General features: G+C 73.2%; 13 protein-coding genes. 5 read left to right on the top strand and 8 right to left on the bottom strand.

What is annotated here, in order from left to right:
• The first annotated feature begins 80 nt into the window (after nucleotides 1-80).
• Nucleotides 81-1727, top strand: coding sequence for a ribosomal protection-like ABC-F family protein (gene abc-f / locus ACX9I7_RS11505; protein ID WP_459387240.1), 1647 nt, complete (start codon nucleotides 81-83; stop codon nucleotides 1725-1727).
• 13 nt (nucleotides 1728-1740) lie between these two features.
• Here the strand turns inward: abc-f and ACX9I7_RS11510 are convergent, their stop codons facing one another.
• The 5 genes from ACX9I7_RS11510 to ACX9I7_RS11530 form a co-directional block, all read right to left on the bottom strand.
• Complete coding sequence (locus ACX9I7_RS11510; protein WP_387567597.1) at nucleotides 1741-2937, bottom strand: cytochrome P450; 1197 nt, start codon at nucleotides 2935-2937, stop codon at nucleotides 1741-1743.
• A gap of 47 nt (nucleotides 2938-2984) precedes the next feature.
• On the bottom strand, nucleotides 2985-4205 hold the full coding sequence (locus ACX9I7_RS11515) for a cytochrome P450 family protein (protein ID WP_459387241.1): 1221 nt from the start codon (nucleotides 4203-4205) through the stop codon (nucleotides 2985-2987).
• The gene (locus ACX9I7_RS11520) at nucleotides 4202-7336 is read right to left on the bottom strand and encodes an amino acid adenylation domain-containing protein (RefSeq protein WP_459387242.1); all 3135 of its coding nucleotides are present in this window, start codon (nucleotides 7334-7336) and stop codon (nucleotides 4202-4204) included. Before ACX9I7_RS11520 ends, ACX9I7_RS11515 begins: the two co-directional genes overlap by 4 nt.
• An 85-nt stretch (nucleotides 7337-7421) precedes the next feature.
• Complete coding sequence (locus tag ACX9I7_RS11525; protein ID WP_387567603.1) at nucleotides 7422-7901, bottom strand: pyridoxamine 5'-phosphate oxidase family protein; 480 nt, start codon at nucleotides 7899-7901, stop codon at nucleotides 7422-7424.
• 120 nt (nucleotides 7902-8021) lie between these two features.
• Nucleotides 8022-9566: an MFS transporter gene (locus ACX9I7_RS11530; RefSeq protein ID WP_387567605.1), complete on the bottom strand. Its 1545-nt coding sequence runs from the start codon at nucleotides 9564-9566 to the stop codon at nucleotides 8022-8024.
• 158 nt (nucleotides 9567-9724) lie between these two features.
• Here ACX9I7_RS11530 and ACX9I7_RS11535 point away from each other — a divergent pair, with 158 nt between their 5' ends.
• The 3 genes from ACX9I7_RS11535 (at nucleotide 9725) to ACX9I7_RS11545 (ending at nucleotide 12359) form a co-directional block, all read left to right on the top strand.
• Nucleotides 9725-10243 (top strand): EF-hand domain-containing protein, encoded by a 519-nt coding sequence (locus tag ACX9I7_RS11535; RefSeq protein WP_387567607.1) that lies wholly within the window; start codon nucleotides 9725-9727, stop codon nucleotides 10241-10243.
• A gap of 95 nt (nucleotides 10244-10338) precedes the next feature.
• Nucleotides 10339-11145 (top strand): MerR family transcriptional regulator, encoded by an 807-nt coding sequence (locus tag ACX9I7_RS11540; protein ID WP_459387243.1) that lies wholly within the window; start codon nucleotides 10339-10341, stop codon nucleotides 11143-11145.
• Nucleotides 11142-12359, top strand: a complete 1218-nt coding sequence (locus tag ACX9I7_RS11545) for a glycosyltransferase (protein WP_459387244.1) — start codon at nucleotides 11142-11144, stop codon at nucleotides 12357-12359. The genes ACX9I7_RS11540 and ACX9I7_RS11545 overlap by 4 nt, the downstream gene beginning before the upstream one ends.
• A gap of 119 nt (nucleotides 12360-12478) precedes the next feature.
• Here ACX9I7_RS11545 and ACX9I7_RS11550 read toward each other — a convergent pair whose 3' ends face one another.
• Genes ACX9I7_RS11550 through ACX9I7_RS11560 form a run of 3 tightly spaced genes read right to left on the bottom strand, consistent with a single transcriptional unit; the run spans nucleotide 12479 to nucleotide 16713 of the window.
• Nucleotides 12479-12982: an AAA family ATPase gene (locus tag ACX9I7_RS11550; RefSeq protein WP_459387245.1), complete on the bottom strand. Its 504-nt coding sequence runs from the start codon at nucleotides 12980-12982 to the stop codon at nucleotides 12479-12481.
• 39 nt (nucleotides 12983-13021) lie between these two features.
• Nucleotides 13022-14887: an ABC transporter ATP-binding protein gene (locus ACX9I7_RS11555; protein ID WP_387567614.1), complete on the bottom strand. Its 1866-nt coding sequence runs from the start codon at nucleotides 14885-14887 to the stop codon at nucleotides 13022-13024.
• Entirely contained in the window at nucleotides 14884-16713 is a 1830-nt protein-coding gene (locus ACX9I7_RS11560; protein ID WP_459387246.1) for an ABC transporter ATP-binding protein, read from the bottom strand. Before ACX9I7_RS11560 ends, ACX9I7_RS11555 begins: the two co-directional genes overlap by 4 nt.
• A 182-nt stretch (nucleotides 16714-16895) precedes the next feature.
• On the opposite strand from ACX9I7_RS11560, the gene ACX9I7_RS11565 reads away from it, so the two are divergent.
• Nucleotides 16896-17846, top strand: coding sequence for a phosphotransferase family protein (locus ACX9I7_RS11565; RefSeq protein WP_459387247.1), 951 nt, complete (start codon nucleotides 16896-16898; stop codon nucleotides 17844-17846).
• Nucleotides 17847-17848: the final 2 nt, after the last annotated feature.

A 17848-nucleotide genomic window follows, 5' to 3' on the forward strand; every position in this document is an offset into this window, starting at 1 on the left:
CGCCGCCGTCAGTGGTTTCGTTGTCGTTCCGCTTTTCCACTTCCCCTTGTCTGTCACTGCGCTCTCACGAGGTCACCTTCATGTCCGGCGTCTCCGGCGTTTCCGTCGTCTGCTCGAACCTGTCCTTCGCCTGGCCCGACGACACCCCCGTCTTCCAGGACCTGTCCTTCACCCTCGGCCCCGGCCGCACCGGTCTCGTCGCGCCCAACGGTGCCGGCAAGAGCACCCTGCTCAAGATCGTCGCCGGTGAACTGCGCCCCGCCACCGGGTCGGTCTCCGTCACCGGCACCCTCGGCTACCTGCCGCAGAGCCTCCCCCTGACCGGCGAGCTCACCGTCGCCGAGGTGCTGGGCGTCGCCGCGATCGTCCGGGCCATCGACGCGGTGGAGTCCGGGGACGCCGACGAGAAGCACTTCACCACCATCGGCGACGACTGGGACATCGAGGAACGCACCCGCGTCCAGCTCGACCGCCTCGGCCTGACCGACGTCACCCTGGACCGCACGCTGAGCACCCTCAGCGGCGGACAGGTGGTCTCCCTCGGCCTCGCCGCCCAGCTGCTGAAGCGCCCCGACGTGCTGCTGCTCGACGAGCCCACCAACAACCTCGACCTCGACGCCCGGCACAAGCTCTACGACGTACTGGCGAACTTCACAGGCTGCCTGCTCCTCGTCAGCCACGACCGCGCCCTGCTCGACCGCATGGAACGCATCGCCGAACTCGACCCGCGCGGCGAACTCCGCTTCTACGGTGGCAACTTCACCGAGTACGAGGACGCCGTCCGCGCCGAGCGGGAGGTCGCGGAGAAGAACGTCCGCAACGCCGAACAGGAGCTCAAGCGGGAGAAGCGCGAGATGCAACAGGCCCGCGAGCGCGCCGAACGCCGGCAGAGCAACGCCGCCCGCAACCTCAAGAGCGCCGGCCTGCCCCGCATCTTCGCCGGCAACATGAAGCGCGGCGCGCAGGAATCCGCCGGACGGGCCGGCCAGATGCACGCCGGCCGCGTCAGCGAGGCGAAGGCCCGGCTGGACGAGGCCGGGCGCGCGCTCCGCGACGAACAACGCATCACGCTGGACCTGCCCGACACCAACGTGCCCGCCGGACGCAACCTGTTCCTCGGCGAACAGCTCCGCGTCCGGCTCGGCGGCAAGGACGTCTTCGCCGGGAACGGCCTCGACCTGACCATCCGGGGCCCGGAACGCATCGCGCTGACCGGCCCCAACGGCGCCGGGAAGAGCACCCTGCTCCGGCTGCTCGACGGCGGCCTGGCCCCGGAGAGCGGCGCGGTCAAGCGGGCCGACGGGCGCGTCGCCTATCTCTCGCAGCGCCTCGACCTGCTCGACCCGGACCGTACGGTCGCCGAGAACTTCGCCGAGTACGCCCCGGAGCGGTCCGAGGCCGAGCGGATGAACCTGCTCGCCCGCTTCCACTTCCGGGGCGCCCGCGCCCATCTGCCCGTCGGGGTGCTCTCCGGCGGCGAGCGGCTGCGCGCCACCCTGGCCTGCGTCCTGTGCGCCGAACCGGCCCCGCACCTGCTGCTCCTGGACGAGCCGACGAACAACCTCGACCTGGTCAGCGCGGGCCAGCTGGAGAGCGCGCTGAACTCCTACCAGGGCGCGTTCGTCGTGGTCAGCCACGACGAACGGTTCCTGTGGGAGATCCGCGTCGACCGGTGGCTGCGGCTGGCCGACGGCGAGCTGACGGAGACGGGGGCTCCCGAGGTGTGAGCCCCCGGCCTCGCTACCAGGTGACCGGCAGCCCCGCCAGCATGATCGCCATGCGGTTGGGGTGCCAGGGCACCTCGTCCACCGGTACCGCCAGGCGGATGCCCGGCAGCCGGTCGAGCAGGACGCCGAAGGCGGTCTCGGACTGCCGGCGGACCAGGTGGGCGCCCGGGCAGTGGTGGCGGCCGTAGCCGAAGCGGAGATGGGGGTTGGGGGAGCGGGTGGGGTCGAAGGTGCCGGGGTCGGGGAAGGCGGCGGGGTCGTAGTTGGTCGCGTCCAGCGAGAGCAGGACGAGGTCGCCCCGCCGTACCTCCGCCGTGTCCAGTTTCGTGTCCTCGGTGACGAAGCGGGGGATGGCGTTGCCCAGGACGACGCTGTGGCGCAGCAGCTCCTCCACGCACTGCGGCATGGTTTCCGGGCGGGCGCGCACGGCGTCCATCGCCTCGGGGCGCTGGAGGAGGGTGAGCGCCGCGACGCCCAGGAAGCTGGCGAAGTCCTCGTAACCGCTGACGAACAGGACGGAGACGATGTTCGACAGCTGCTTGTCGGTGAGCCCCTGCCGCTCCGCGTTCAGGTCGGCGAGGCGGTCGGCGAGGCCGCGGGGCCGGCCGGGGCGGCGGGCGGCCATGTGTTCGTGCATGTAGACCCGGATCTCCTCCCAGTTGCGGGCGAGCTCCTCGTGGGTGGGTGTCACCATGGTCAGGTCGAGGTCGGCCCGTACGGCGAGCCACTCGTGGTCCTCGAAGGGCAGCCCGAGGACCCGGCACATGCACTGGGCGGCGACCCATTCCGCGAAGTGGCGCTGGAGGTCGCCCGGGCTGCCCTGCCGGACCATGGCGTCCAGGCCCTCACGGGTGACCTCGGCGACCCAGTCGGCGGGGAGCTCGGGCTGGTTGCGGCCGAGCGCCTTGAGGACCTCGTCCCGCAGTCCGGCCTGCTGGAGGTGGTTCATGGCGTCCAGCAGCTCGGGTGCCAGGATCGGGGTGTCCTGGGTGGGGCCCTCGGGGTCGGCCAGTACGGACCGGGCGAACTTCCGGTCGCGCAGCACGTGCTGGGCGGTCTCGTAGCCGGTGACCAGCCACGCCTCGCCGCCGGAGTTGGTGCTGACCCTGGCCACCGGGCAGCGGCTCCGCAGCTCGTCGAGTTCGGGGGCGAGACGGACGCCCTCGGTGCTGAAGGGGTAGTGGGGGAGCTCCGCGTTCGGTGCGGTCACTGTCTCGGGCCTTTCTCGTCCGGTCGTCACTTCGTCGGAGGGGTGCGTCACCAGCGCACCGGGAGCCGGGCGGGGGCCCGCAGCGGGGTGGACTCGTCCCAGGGGATCGACTCCGCCGGCACGGCGAGCTCGATGCCGGGCAGCCGCTCCAGCAGCACCTCGATGGCGATGGAGAGCTGCAGCCTGGTCAGGTGCCCGCCGGTGCAGGCGTGCGGCCCGTGGCCGAAGGCGACGTGCGCGTTGGGGGCGCGGGTCAGGTCCAGGCGGTCGGGGTCGGTGAACGCGGCGGGGTCGCGGTTGGCGGAGGCGGGCACCGGGATGACCGCGTCCCCGGCCCGGATGTGCTGCCCGTGGAGGGTGAAGTCCTCCTGGGCGACCAGGATGTTGATGGCGTTCATCAGCGGGACGTGGCGCAGCAGTTCCTCCACCGCCGTGCCCATCCGCTGCGGCGACTCGCGCAGCTCCGTCAGCTGGTCGGGGTGGGTGAGCAGGGTGAACAGCGCGTTGCCGGTGTGCTGGATGTTGGTCTTGTAGCCGGCCATCAGCATGGTGACGACGAAGCTGACCACGTCGTCCCGGGTCATCCCGCCGTCCGGGCGGCGGCTCTCCGCCAGCAGGAGGTGGATGTAGTCCTCGCCCTCGCCCTCCTTCTCCTTGCGGGAGATGAGGTCCTCGGCGTAGTCCTGGAGCGCGTACAGGGCCGCCAGCACCTCGTCCATCGACAGCCCGGCGGCGCCCAGCAGGGTGAGGGTGTGGGGGAGGTAGATCCCGTGGTCCTCGTGCGGGATCCCGGTGGTCTCGCACAGCACGCGCAGCGGCAGCGGATCGACGTAGGCGGCGACCAGGTCGGCCGTGCCGCCGTCGGCGGACGCCACCATGGCGTCGATCAGCTCCCCGGCCATGGCCCGGATCCGGGACTCCATGAACTCCAGGCGGCGCCTGCCGAAGAGCGGCAGCACGGTGCGCCGTACCCGCTCGTGGTGCTCGCCGGTCATCTCCAGGAACGTCGGCAGGCACGGCGGCGGGGCGTCGGGGCCCTCGCGGGGCGGCCAGGCGGAGAGCAGCGGCCGGACGAGCCGGGGGTCGGCGAAGGCGGCCCGCACGTCCTCGTAGCGGCTGAGCAGCCATCCCGTCTCGCCGTTCGGCAACTCCGCCTTGACCACGGGCTGTTCGGCGCGCAGCCGGGCGTAGCCGCACGGCGGGCCGGCGGTGCCCGGCTCCACGGCCGGGACCTGGACGAGCGTGGAGAGGTCCTCGGGCTCGGTCATGCTGTGTGCTCCGTTCCGGGAAGCGACGGGTGTCCGGGGGTGGGGCGCGGGATGTAGCCGGACGAGAAGAAGAACTCCAGGTACCGGTCCAGCAGCGCGGTGTCGACGGGCGGGCAGTCCAGCCCGCTGCCGTCCAGGGCCTCCTCGGCGTTGCGGCGGCCCAGGACCGGGAAGACGCCCTTGAGGTACATCTCCTTGACCGACATGTCGGCGTTGCGGCTGCGGTCCACGCACAGGGAGACGAACGGGGCCGTCGCGCTCTTCGGGTTGCGTGCGACGTGGCGCACCAGCTCGCCCACCCACTGGTCGTAGGGCAGCGTGCGGATCGCGAAGCCCGCCGCGCGCATCCGGTCCAGGACGTCGGAGAGCATGGCCGGGCGCGGGTTGGTGAGGTGGTGGACCCGCCAGCCGGCCGGGCGGCGGGTGGCGATGTGGACCACGGCCTCGGCGAGGTGGTCGACGGGCACGAAGTCCATCGGCAGCTCGATGTCGGGGGCCAGGCCCGTCTCGGCGATCGTCTTGAACAGGGAGCAGATGGCCGTCTCGGTGTTGCACGCGCCGGTCACCCGGTCGCCCGTCACCTCGTACGGCCGGTGCACCGCCACCGGCAGGCCCTGTTCGGCCGCCCGCCGCAGCACCTCCTCGGCGACCCACTTGCTCTCCGCGTAGCCCATGGTGAGCCCGTCGGCGTGCGCCAGCGGCATGTCCTCGTCGACCTTGTCCACCCCGGCCGTGCCGAATCCGGCGACGACGGCGACGGTGGAGATGAAGTGGACGGGCACGCGGCGGGGTGCCGCCAGCTGGACGACCCTGCGGGTGCCCTCGACGTTGGCCGAGCGCAACTCCTCATACGGGTAGAGGAAGTTGACGCGGGCCGCGTTGTGCACGATCAGGTCCAGGCTGCCGGACAGTTCGGCGGCGTGGTCGGGGGAGAGGCCGAGACCGGGTTCGGACAGGTCGGCGGGGAAGCACTCCACTCGCCGCCAGGCGGCCTCGTCGAGGCTCAGCCCGTAGCGGGCGAGGGTGTTGCGCACCCGCCGGTCGGCGTGCGCGGCGCCGGACGCCCGTACGGGGCAGTGGACGCGCGCGGACGTCATGCGCAGCAGCCGGTCGAGCAGGAAGGCGCCGACGAACCCGGAGGCGCCGGTGAGCAGGACGTTCCGGGGGTCCTCGGGGCGCGGGGCCGGGCCCTGGGCGGGCGGCAGCTCGAAGCCGAGCTCGCTCTCGCGCTCGAAGTCGACCGCCGGTTCGTTCCGCGCCGGGCCGCCGGCGCCGCCGCGCAGTTCGCGGACGGCCGTGGCGAAGCCCTCCAGGGTGGGCGCCGCCAGCAGGGCCCTGATGAGGGCGGAGCCCAGCGCGGCGTCGAGGCCCAGCACCGCGAGGGTGCGGGTGACGGTCTCGGAGGCGAGCAGCGAGTCGCCGCCGAGCCGGAAGAAGTCGTCCTGGGGGGTGGGGCGTACCCGGAGCACCTGGTGCCACACCTCGGCGAGGGCGTCGAGCACTCCCTCTACCTTGGACGGGTCGGCCTCGCCGGGCTCCCCGGTTCCCCGGGGCCGGGGTGCGAGGGCCTTCAGCCGGGCGCGGTCGACCTTGCCGCCGCTGGTCACCGGCAGGTGGTCCATGGCCACCAGCGTCGGGACGGTCTGGGGCGGCAGCCACTCGGCGCAGTAGGCGCGGATGCCGGGCAGGTCCAGGGGGCCGCCGGGCGCGGCGGCGGTGACATAGGCGGTCAGGGCGCCGGATTCGAGCTGGACGACGGCCTCGCCGACCTCGGGGTGGGCCCGCAGCCGGGCCTCGATCTCGTCCAGCTCGACGCGCACACCGCGCAGCTTCACCTGGCGGTCCAGCCGTCCCCGGTACTCCAGCAGCCCGTCGGCGTGCCGGACGACCAGGTCGCCGGTCCGGTACAGCGGCCCGTGCGGCTGGTGGGCGGGCAGGTCGACGAACCGCTCGGCGGTCAGGCGGGGATCGCCGAGGTAGCCCAGGGCCAGTCCGTCCCCGCCGACGTACAGCTCCCCTTCCTCGCCCGGTGCCGCGGCCGTGCCGTCGGGGCGCAGGACGTGGCAGACGGTGGCGCCGAAGGGGCGGCCTATGGGGACGTGCGTGGCGTCGGCGGGCAGTTCGCGCACCACGTGCGCGGTGGAGACGACCGAGTTCTCCGTCGGGCCGTAGAAGTTGACGACGGTGGTGCCGGGGCAGGCGGCCAGTACCTCGTTCGCCAGGCGGGGGTCCATCGCCTCGCCGCCGGCGGAGGCGAAGCGCAGGGGCGCCAGGGCCTGGGGGCGGGTGCGGGCGACGAGGTGGAAGACGCTGGTCGTCAGGTAGGCGACGGTCACGCCCCGGGCGCGGAACAGTTCCTCCAGGGCGGTGGGCGAGAGGAGTTCCTCGCGGTCCGCCAGGACCAGGCAGGCGCCGGTCAGCAGCGCGCCCCAGATCTCGATGGTGGAGGCGTCGGAGGACAGTCCGTAGGCGTGCAGCACGCCGTCGCCGGGGCCCGGCGGGGGTAACTCGCCGTCGGAGAGGACGAGACGGGCCACGCCCCGGTGGGGTATCGCCACCGGCTTGGGGCGGCCGGACGAGCCGGAGGTGAACACCACGTAGGCGCAGTCGGCGGGGTCCGCGGCGTGCCGGGTGCCCCGGGGACGGTCGACGGCGTGCTCGACCGTGTCGGACGTGTCGAACTCCACGCGGACGGGCAGCCCGCGCACCGGGTCGGCGCTGCCGGGCAGGACGACGGCCGCGCGCAGCCCGGCGTCCTCGGCCATGGCCCGCAGCCGGGCCGGCGGGAGGTCCTCGTCGAGCGGGACGTAGGCGCAGCCCGCCTTGAGGATGCCCAGCAGCGCGACCAGCGCTTCCAGGGAACGGCTGCCGCACACGCCCACCGGCGTGCCCGGCTCGACGCCCCGGTCGAGCAGGTGGGCGGCCAGCGCGTCGGAGCGGGCGCCGAGTTGCCCGTAGGTCAGGGTGCGGTCCCCGTGCCGGGCGGCGAGGGCCTGTGGCCGGGCCGCCGCCTGTTCCTCGAAGAGCTCGGGAAGGCTCCGGTCACGCGGGTAATCGCGCGTGCCGCTCGCGCCGGCCGCCCCGGGGCGGGCGGTGGGAGCCGGCCGGGCGGAAACGTCGATGTCTGTCATGGAGACCTGTTCGTTCTGTTTCGGGGGGTGTGGGTGTCATGTCGTCCGTGCCGTGTGAGGTGTGTGGTGGGTGGGGGAGTGGGGCTCAGCCGTCGGAGTCGCTCTTGCCCTGTTCGGCGAAGTCGGCGGCGAAAGCGGCGAAGTTCGCGGTGCGCCAGTGCCGCGGGCGCATGCGGAAGGTGATGTCGCCCTGGAGCTGGTGCGCCGTCGCCTTGAGGTAGGCGCGCGCCTCCTCGGGGTCCAGGTAGCGGTGGGCCATGGCCTCGCGCATCTCGGGGTCGGCCGGGTCGGTGACCGAGGTGACGGGCCCTTCGACGCTGACGTACCGGTAGGGGCGGTTGTCGTCCTGGGCGCAGAGGCTGAAGCGGCCCGCCTCCAGCAGGAGCTTGGTCTTCACCATCTCCCGGCCGGTCTGGACCACGACCTCCCCTCCGGGCTCGTAGTGGTACCAGACCGGCACCAGCAGCGGGGCGCGTTCGCCCCGGGGGTCGGTGACGCCCAGCACGCCGACGCGCGGCTCGGCGAGGAAAAGTTCACGTTCGTGGTGCGGCATCGTGGGCAGCATGAAGCGGCTCCCTGTGTCGTAAATCGACCATAATCAAGAGGTTTTGCGGGACTTAACGCCAATAGTCAGGCTATGGCTGGCTGTTCGGCTGAACGAGACTGGACGGTTCTCTTCCGTCTGTCAATCACCAACATCATTTCCGGTCAGCCGACCGGTCGGGGTTACGCCCGGTTCGGCGGGGAGGAGGAAGGACGCGACGAGTGTGATCGCGAGCAGCCCGGCTTCCGCGCCCAGAGTGATCTCCATGGCCCGTGACCAGTCGAGGCGGGCCGCCGTCCCGGAGGCGTCCGTCCCCGTCGCGCCCGTGCCCCGGCCGGCGAGCGCGGAGAAGAAGACCGTGCCCAGCACCGCGCTGCCCAGCGCGCTGCCGAACTGCTGTACCGCCGTCAGCGTCCCGGCGGCCGAGCCCGTCTCGTGCGGCTCCACAGTGCCCAGCACCGTCTCGAAGAACGGGCCCATCACCAGACCCAACCCCAGCCCCACGACCGCCAGCGCGGGCGCGCCCTGCCACACCGTGACGTGCGCGCCCGCCCAGCGCAGCGCGCAGGCGAACGCCCCGGCACCCAGTGCCATCACCACGACGCCGGTCCGCACCAGCGCGCGCCCGTACCGGCGCAGCGACCCCGCGCTGTCCAGCACCTGCACCACCACGAAACCGATGACCGTACCGGCCGACCAAGGCAGCACGGCCAGCCCCGCCTCCAGCGGCGAAGCACCCAGCCCCGACTGGAAATAGAGGCTGAGCGCCAGCGAGAACCCCGCCACCGCGGCGAACAGCGCCGCGCCGGTCACCAGACCGCCCGAGAAGGCCCTCTTGCGGAACAGCCCCGGCACCACCAACGGGTCACCGCCACCGCGTGACACCCGGTCCTCGTACCAGCCGAAAGCCCCGAACAGGGCCACTCCGGCCGTCATCGACACGAACGCCCACATCGGCCACCCCAGTTCGCGCCCCTGGACCAGCGGGAAGACGACCGCCAGCGCGGCGGCCGAGGCGAGCGCGGCACCCACCAGATCCAGCCTGGTCCTCGCCGTGGGGGCCGACGCGGGCAGGAACCGCCACCCGCCGAGGAACGCCAGCCCCCCGAGCGGCAGGTTGACCAGGAAGACCATGCGCCAGCCGGCCCCGAACCAGTCGGCGCCCACCAGCCAGCCGGCCAGCACCGGACCGCCCACATAGGACAGCGCCATCACCGGTCCGTACATCCCCAGCGCCTTGCCCAGCTCCCGGCCGTGAAACATCTCCTTGATGATGCCGAGCCCCTGCGGGATCATCACCGCCCCGAACAGCCCCTGGAGCCCGCGCGCCCCGATCAGGAACCCCGGCGACACGGCCACCGCGCACAGCAGCGAGGCGCCGGTGAATCCCGCCGTGCCGATCAGGAACGTCCGGCGACGCCCCACGACGTCCCCCAGCCGCCCGCCCGTGATCAGCCCGACGGCCATGGCGAGCGCGTAGGCGGCCGCCAGCCACTGGGTGACGCCGGCCCCGCCGCCCAGCTCGGCCCGGACCGACGGCGCCGCGATGGTGGCCACCAGCGAGTCGAGCATGTCCATCGCCTCTCCGGCGAGGATCACCCACAGCGCCGCCCAGCGCCACCTGTAGGGCGGCGGCGCGGGGGAGTCGGACAGGACCACGTCATCGGCGCGGGGGACATCGGACATGGAAAGGATCTTTCCCAGAAGATCGGGAAGCGAGTCCGGCACGGCGACGGTTGGCGGGAAAACGAGCCCGGCCGCGGCCGCATGGGACACGCGGTTCGCTGGGTATGCACGACGGGACGAACTCTCGTCGCTCCGCAGCGAGCAGGAGGAAGACCGCGTTGGACCGTACGACCACCACAGCCGCCGCCCCCACCCCCACGTGGCGCGTCTTCGCCATGATGGACGCGGACGGGGACGGCGTCATCTCGGCGCACGACTACCTCTCCCGCATCGACCGGGTGGTCGAGGCGACCGGACGCTCGGAGGACGACCCGCTCGTCGTCACCGCCCGCGCGAAGGGGCACAAGGCCTGGGAGGTGATGGACGCCGACGCGGACGGCCGGCTGACCTTCGACCAATACGACGCGTGGGTGGACGGCGACAAGTTCGACAACGTCTGCCAGTACGCCCTCGGCTCGCTGTTCGACCTCGTCGACGCTGACGGGGACGGCGCCCTGGACCGGCCCGGGTTCACCACCCTGCGCACCGCGCTCAACAACCCGCCCGGCAACGCCGAGGCCGCGTTCGACGCGCTCGACACCGACGGCGACGGGCGGATCACCCGCGCCGCGTACCTGGCGGCGATCCGCGCCTACGTCGTCGGCGAGGACTCCCCGATGGGCGACGCCCTGTACTGACCCGCGAGCGCCGGCCGCTCCAGGGCACCACCCACCCGAGTTGACCCTCCCCCTACGTCAGGCCCGAGGCTGGACGCCGACGAAAGGGCAGGTGGATGAGTTACTCCGTGGGACAGGTCGCGGCATTCGCCGGGGTGACGGTGCGGACGTTGCACCACTACGACAAGGCGGGGCTGCTCTCGCCCAGCGAGCGCAGCCCCGCCGGGTACCGGCTCTACGGCGACGCCGACCTCGCCCGGCTCCAGCAGATCCTGTTCTACCGCGAGCTCGGCTTCTCCCTCGACGAGATCGCCACGATCCTCGAGGACCCGCAGGCCAACGCCCTGGAGCAGTTGCGGGCCCGGCAGCGGCGGCTCGGGGAGGAGATCGAGAGGCTGCGGCGGCTGGCCGAGGTGGCGGAACGGGCCATCGAGGTGCAGCAGACCGGGGTGGCCCTGACCCCCGAGGAGCGCTTCGAGGTCTTCGGCGAGATCACCTTCGATCTGAGCTACGCCACACAGGCGGAGCTGAAGTGGGCCCACTCCGACGGCCGGCGCGAGGCGATGGCGCGCGCCGCCGCCCACACCAAGGACGACTGGCGGCGGCTCATGGGCGAGGCCGCCGCCTGGCGCGCGGAGCTGCTCGCGGCCTTCGACGAGGGGGAGCCGAGCGACGGCGAGCGGGCCATGGACCTCGCCGAGGAGCACCGGCTGCACATCTCGCGCTGGTTCACCTCCTGCCCCGTCGACATGCACCGGCGCATCGCGGACGACTTCGTCAGCGAGCCGCGCGCCTTCGCCCTGGTCGTACCGCCGTCACAGCAGCGCCCCGGGCTGGCCGCCTACGTGGGCAGGGCGGTCCACGCCAATGCCGCCCGTCACGACGGCGGCCGTACCCCCTCCCTCTCCGAGGAGCATCGATGAGGATCCTGATCGCCGCGGCCGGATCGCGCGGCGACGTCGCCCCCTACACCGGCCTGGGCGCCGAGCTGCGCCGCGCCGGGCACGACGTCACACTGGCCGCCACCGACGCCTACGCCCACCTCGTACGCGCCGCCGGGCTGGAATTCCGCGGCCTCCCCGCCGACACGCGGGGGCGCGGCGCCGGTACGGGCAGACGCGATCTGATGCGCACGGCCGCCGCGTTCGTCACCGAACTGGGCCGGGGATTCGCCGACGTGGTGGGCGACGACACGGACCTGCTGCTGCTCTCGGCCACCACGGCCCCGCTCGGCTGGCACCTCACCGAGGCCACCGGCACCCCGAGCCTCGGCGTGTACCTCCAGCCCACCGCGCCGACCGGCGACTTCCCGCCCGCCGTCACCGGCACCCGCTCACTGGGCCGCCTCGCCAACCGCGCCGCCGGACGCTTCGCCCTCCGCATGGTCGACCGCCTCTACGAGCAGGCGGCCGGCGAACTGCGCGACCGCCTTCAGCTGCCGCCCCTGTCCCCCTCCGCCATGCGCCGCCGGCAGGAACAGGCCGACTGGCCCGTCCTCCACGGTTTCAGCACGGCCCTGGTGCCACGCCCCGCCGACTGGCGGCCCGGGTTGAAGGTCGTGGGGACCTGGTGGCCCCACCACGAGCCCGCCGAACCGCTGCCCACCGAGCTGGAGGACTTCCTCGACGCCGGATCCCCGCCCGTCCTCATCGGCTTCGGGTCCATGGCGAGCGGGGACGGGGAACGGCTCAGCGAGATCGCCGTGCGCGCTCTGCGCCGCGCCGGGCTGCGCGGCATCCTCCAGTCCGGCAGCGCCGGCCTCGCGGCCGACGGCGACGACGTCCTGACCATCGGGGACGTGCCGCACGCCCCGCTGTTCCCACGGCTGGCCGCCGTGGTCCACCACGCCGGGGCCGGCACCTCGGCGGCCGCGCTGCGCGCCGGGGTCCCGGCGGTCACCGTGCCCGTCACCGGCGACCAGCCGTTCTGGGCCGGACGGCTCGCCGCCCTCGGCGCCGCCACGGGGCCGATCCCCTTCCCCTCGCTCACCGCCGAGCGGCTCGCCGACGCGCTCTCCCGGGTGACGAACGAGGGGGCGTATGCGCGGGCCGCGGCGTCGGCTGCGCGGCTCATGGGGAGCGAGGACGGAGCCGGGGAGGCCCTCAAGGCGATCGAGGAGCTGACGGGGTCCGCGTGACGTCGTGTGCGGGCGCGTCGTGGCTGGTCGCGCCCACGCGGCGGTAGCCGCAGATCGACACTGCCCCGCGCCCCTTTGGGGCGCTCAGCAGCCGATCCATTCCCGCCCCTTCGGGCCGCTCAGCAGCCGACCCACTTCGCCAGGGCCGCCGCCGTCCCCGCCGCCGAGTGGCCGCTGGTGGTGAACTCCCGGTCGACGGCGCGGCGGAGTTCCGCCGCGTCCTCGACCGCGTCCTCGATGCGGCCGTCGTCCCAGCCGCGCGCGGCGAGGCGCGCGCGCCGGTCGGTGTCGGAGCAGTCGAGGCGCGCCCAGGCGGCGGCCTCCGGCACGGCCGCCGAGGCGGCCGAGGCCGCGCGCCGCCATTCGTCCGGTGCCAGCGGGCACATGACCAGCACGGGCCGGTCGCCGCGCAGCAGCAGGGCGACGATCTCCGCCCACAGCTTGTTGTAGCCGGGCCACACCCGGCTCGCCGCCGAGGACCTGACGTCCACGCCCAGCAGCTCGCCGATGGGCTCGATCAGCTCGTCGAAGTCGACGGCGACCAGCGGATACGCCGTCAGGTGCGCGATCAGCGTGGACTTCCCCGCGCCCGGGGCGCCGGTCAGGAGGTGGAGCGTCGGCATGCCGGGCATCGTATGCCCGGCATGCCCGCTCCGGCAGCGTCAATCCTCGCCCACCGCCGCGATCCACGTGCGGTACATCCGGCTGAACGGCCCCGACGCGTCGATGAGCCGCGCGGGCGGCCCGTCCTCCACGATGCGGCCGGCGTCCATGACGAGGACGCGGTCGGCGGCCAGGACCGTCGAGAGCCGGTGGGCGATGATGAGGGCCGTGCGGTCGGCGAGCACCTTGGCCATGGCGGCCTGCACGGCGCGTTCGGTGGGGATGTCCAGGCTGGACGTGGCCTCGTCCAGCAGCAGCACGGTGGGGTCGGCCAGGAAGGCGCGGGTGAGGGCCACCATCTGGCGCTGGCCCGACGACAGCCGGCTGCCGCGCTTGCTGACGTCCGTGTCGTAGCCGTCGGGCAGCGCCTCGATGAACGCGTGGGCGCCGACCGCGGCCGCCGCCGCGCGGATGTCGGCGTCGGTCGCGTCGGGCCGGGCCAGCGCGACGTTCTCCGCGACCGTGCCGCTGAACAGGAAGTTCTCCTGGGTCAGCAGTGTCACCTCGCGGCGCAGGTCGCCCTCGGCGAGGTCCCGCAGGTCCACCCCGTCCAGCAGCACCTCGCCGGCCGTCGGGTCGTAGAACCGGGCGAGGAGTTTGGCCAGGGTGGACTTCCCGGCGCCCGTCTCCCCGACGAGGGCGACGGTCTGCCCGGCGGGGACGGTGAGGTCCAGGCGTGGGAGGACGAGCCGGCCCGTCGGGGTGTAGCGGAACTCCACGGCCCGGAGCCGGAGCCGGCCGCGGCCCGGCCGGTCGGCGTCGAGGGCGGCGGGAGCGGCCGGTTCGGGCACGGAGGACCGTACGGCCAGGAAGCCGGAGATCTTCTCCAGGGCCGCGGCGGCCGCCGCGTACTTGTTGGTGAACGTCGCGAGCTCGTCCAGCGGGTCGTAGAACTTGCGGAGGTAGAGGACGAACGCGGTCAGCACGCCGAGCTGGAGGGTGTCGTTCGCCACCCGCCAGCTGCCGATGGCGAGCACCAGGGCCAGGCAGACGTTGCCCACCAGCCGGACGCCCGCCGTGTACCGGGCCACCACGTGGAGGGCGTCGGTGTGGGCGTCGCGGAAGTCGTCGTTGAGCCGGTTCATCCGGTCGGCCGCGCGGGCTTCGGCGCGGAACGCCTGGACGGCCCTGATGCCGCCCAGCGTCTCGCCCAGCTCCACGAGGATCTCCGCGACGGTGTTGCGGGCCCTGCGGTACGCCTGCCGCGACCGCTCGCGGAACCAGCGGGTCATCAGGACGAGGGGGACGGACGTCCCGAGGACCACCAGGGCCAGCGGCAGGTCCAGCCACAGCAGCAGGACGGCGATGCCGCCCACCGACAGCAGCGAGGTCAGCAGGCCGTCCAGGCTCGTCTCCACCAGGTCGCGCACCGCGTCGACGTCCGAGGTGAGCCGGGAGACGACGCGACCGGAGGTGTAGGCGTCGTGGAAGGCCACCGGGAGCCGCTGCGCGTGCTCGAAGATGCGGGTGCGCAGGTCCAGCAGGACGGCCTGGCCGACGCTCCCGCTCAGCCGGAAGAAGCCGTAGCGCGCCCCGGCGGCGACCAGGGCGCACGCGGTGAAGCCGGCCACGCACCACACGAGCGCGCCGGGCCGCCCCGCGACGGCCCCCGGCACCCCGACGTCGATGGCCCGGGCGATCAGCAGCGGCCCGGCCAGCTGGCCGAGGTTCTCGGCCACGAGGGCGGCCAGCGCCAGCAGGGACCGGCGCAGCCAGGGGCGCAGCAGGGAGCCGAGGAGCTTCCGCGAACGGGCGTGGACGCGTGCCTGGGTGGCCTTGTCGAGGACGGGGGCGTCCTCGGCGGAGAGGGCGCCGGTGAAGTCCGGGGCCTGCTCGTCGGGCTTGGCGTACGTGGTGTCGCTCACGGGGTCACCGCCTTGCCGGCCGGCCGCGGATCGGCCCCTACCGCTTGCGCGGCGCCGGGCTCGCCGGGGGTCGCCATCAGGGTGCGGTAGTGGGGGCAGGAGCCCAGGAGCTCCTGGTGGGTGCCGACGGCCAGGACGCGGCCGTCGGCCAGGACGGCGACCCGGTCGGCCATGCGCGCGGTGTTCGGCCGGTGCGCCACCACGAGCGCGGTGGCGTCGCGCAGCACCTCGCGCAGCGCCCGTTCCACCTCCGCCTCGGTGTGGAGGTCGAGTGCGGAGAGCGGGTCGTCGAGCACCAGCAGGGCGGGCCGGGGCAGCACCGCGCGTGCGAGGGCGAGCCGTTGCCGCTGTCCGCCGGACAGCGACATGCCGCGCTCGCCGATCCGGGTGCCCGGCCCGTGGGGGCGGAGCGCGTCGACGAACCCCTCGGCGCCGGCCACCCGCAGCGCCGCGCGGATGTCCGCGTCGGAGGCGGCGGGGACGCCGAGGGCGACGTTCTCGCGCACGGAGGCGGAGGAGAGCAGCGCGTCCTCGAACGCGCAGCCCATCATCGCCCGCAGCTCGGCCAGGGGCATGTCCCGGACGTCCACGCCGTCGACGGTGACGCGGCCCGCGGTGACGTCCGCGAGCCGGGGGACGAGGGCGGCCAGGGTGGTCTTGCCGGATCCCGTCGCGCCGACGAGCGCCATCGTCTCGCCGGGGCGCACCTCCAGATCGACGCCGCGCAGCAGCGGGCGCGGCTGGTCCGGGTACTGGAAGTGGACGTTCTCGAAACGCAGTCGGCCCCGCGCGGGGCGGGCCGGGGAGACGGGCCGGGCGGGGTCGGTGACCGTCGGCGGGCAGTCCCTGATCTCCCAGTAGCGGTCGCAGGCCGCGGCGGCCGTGCTCGTCTCCGACAGCGCCCAGCCGATGCACTCGGTGGGCCAGCGGAGATAGGTGCTGATCGTGATCGCGGCGACGAGCTGACCCAGCGTCAGCCTGCCCTCGGCGATGCCCCAGCCGCCCACCGCGAGCTGACCGGCGATGCCGAGTTCGGGCAGGATGAGCAGGCCGGTCGACAGCCCGCCGAGGATGCGGACGATGCGCAGCTCGGTCGACCGCAGCCGGCGGGCCTGGGCCACGAACTGCCGGGTGCGCTCGGCGGACCGGCCAAACGCCCTGATGACGCGGGTGCCGAGCATCGTCTCCTCGACGATGGTGGTGAGGTCCCCGGACTGGTCCTGCGCCCGGCGGGCCACCTTCTTGTAGCTCGTCTCGTAGAAGTATGTGATCAGCAGTAGTGGCGCCGCGCTGATCAGCCCGACCAGGGCGAGTTCGGGCGCGATGGTGAACAGGATGCCCAGGCCCACCACGAGGGTGAGGGAGTTGACGACGAGGAAGACCGCCGCGAAGGCCAGGTACTTGCGGAGCGTCACCAGGTCGTTGACCGCGCGGGACATCAACTGGCCGGATTGCCACCGGTCGTGGAAGGCGACGGGCAGCCGGAGCAGATGGGCGAAGAGGTCGGCCCGCATCCGGGACTCCACCAGCGCGGTGGGGCGGGCGATGAGCTTGCGGCGGGCCCACAACAGGCCGGCCTCCGCCGTGCCGAGCACGGCGACGAGGGCGATCAGCCAGGGCAGCCGGCCGAAGTCGCCGGAGCCGAGCGGGCCGTCGATGACGCGCTGCACCACCAGGGGAATGCCGAGCCCGCACAGCAGGGCTCCGAATGTGGCGGCGGCCGCCCCGGTGACGGGGAGCCATACCGGCCGTAAATACGGGCCGAGCCGGCGGAGTACGGCGAGAGAGGAAGCGTTCGTCGGGATCGGGGCGCCCTCGACGTTCAATGCGCACACCTCGCAATGACGGGTCGAATGGCCGGGCTTCACCGTTGCCCGGCAGGCCGACCATGTTATCCTGAACCGAATTCGATAGGGCATCACCACACGCAGAGAATCGCCACACGCGGAGAAATCGGGGACCTGCCGTGCCTGAGAATGCTGTGCCCAATAAATACCCCGCACAGCCGATGGAAATTACATCGGACGAAACCTACGCGAAACTCCGGAACGACCTGGAATTCTGGGAGCCCTGGGGCCGGCGGGCGCTGGCCGCGGTCGGCCTCCCCGCCCCGGGGGCCTTACGGGTCCCGGGGGAGAGCACCAACCCCGTACTGATCGCCGACACCGGCGCGGTCGTCAAGCTCTACGGCGAGCACTGGTGCGGCCCGGAGAACTACGCCTCGGAAGCCGAGGCGTATGAAGTGCTGGCGGGCCAAGGTCTGCCGGTTCCCCCGCTGTTGGGGCGAGGCGAGCTGTTCCCCGGCGGTGACGGCTGGCCGTGGCCGTACCTGGTGATGGCCGCGGCCCCCGGGCTGACGTGGCGGGAGGCGACGGCGCGCGCGGACCGGCCGACGCGGCTCGCGCTGGCCCGGCGGTTCGGCGCGGTACTGCGCCGGCTGCATTCCGTTCCGCTGACCGGCGGCGGAGCGCTGCGACCGGATTCCCCGGTCTTCGCCGAACTGCTCGAGGAACGCCGCGCGGCCACCGTCGAGGACCATCGGGAATGGGGTTACCTCTCCCCGCGACTGCTCGACGCGGTCGATGACTTCCTGCCCCCCGTCGACGCCCTGCTCGACGGCGTCGAACCCGTATTCGTGCACGGCGACCTGCATGGCACCAATCTTTTCGTCGATGCGGGGAACGTGTCGGTGACCGGTCTGATCGATTTCACCGACGTATACGCGGGCGACCCCCGGTACAGCCTCGTCCAATTGCACCTCAACGCGTTCCGTGCCGACCGTGGACTGCTCGCCGCGCTGCTCGAAGGGGCGGAATGGCAGGTGACCGACACCTTCGCCGAGGACATGCTCCGGTTCACCTTCCTCCATGACTTCGACGTCCTGGAGGAAGTGCCCCTGGACCTCTCCGGCGTCGACGACATCGGGGAGCTGGCCCGGCTCCTGTGGGACGTACGGTAGCG

The organism is Streptomyces sp. L500 (genome assembly GCF_054551825.1).